The sequence below is a fragment of the Burkholderia sp. SIMBA_062 genome, assembly GCF_046534765.1.
GTDB lineage: Bacteria > Pseudomonadota > Gammaproteobacteria > Burkholderiales > Burkholderiaceae > Burkholderia > Burkholderia ambifaria.
On the sequence record NZ_JAWRYD010000555.1, the window covers coordinates 1 to 241 of the forward strand.

A 241-nucleotide genomic window follows, 5' to 3' on the forward strand; every position below is an offset into this window, starting at 1 on the left:
GTTGAAGCTTTCTTTATTCAACGACCAAAATGGTTGGAAGCCCAGTAACTGCCAGACATGAATAACGGAGTCGCGATGCACGCGCCCTTCACGGGCCACAGCAACGTCATACCAGAACAGTTTGTAATCGAGCTCAGGCCACGCCGGTACGGCCTCTTTCAGCCTCTCTTCAAGTTCTCGATTATCACGCTCATCAAAGTCATGCCCCTGGGCCAGCTTGCTTAGAATCGACAGCACCGAC

1 protein-coding gene is annotated in these 241 nt (G+C 52.3%); it reads right to left on the minus strand.

The features are described from left to right. On the minus strand, positions 1-241 hold a 241-nt coding region (locus SB786_RS37430), incomplete at both ends, for a hypothetical protein (protein ID WP_410731741.1).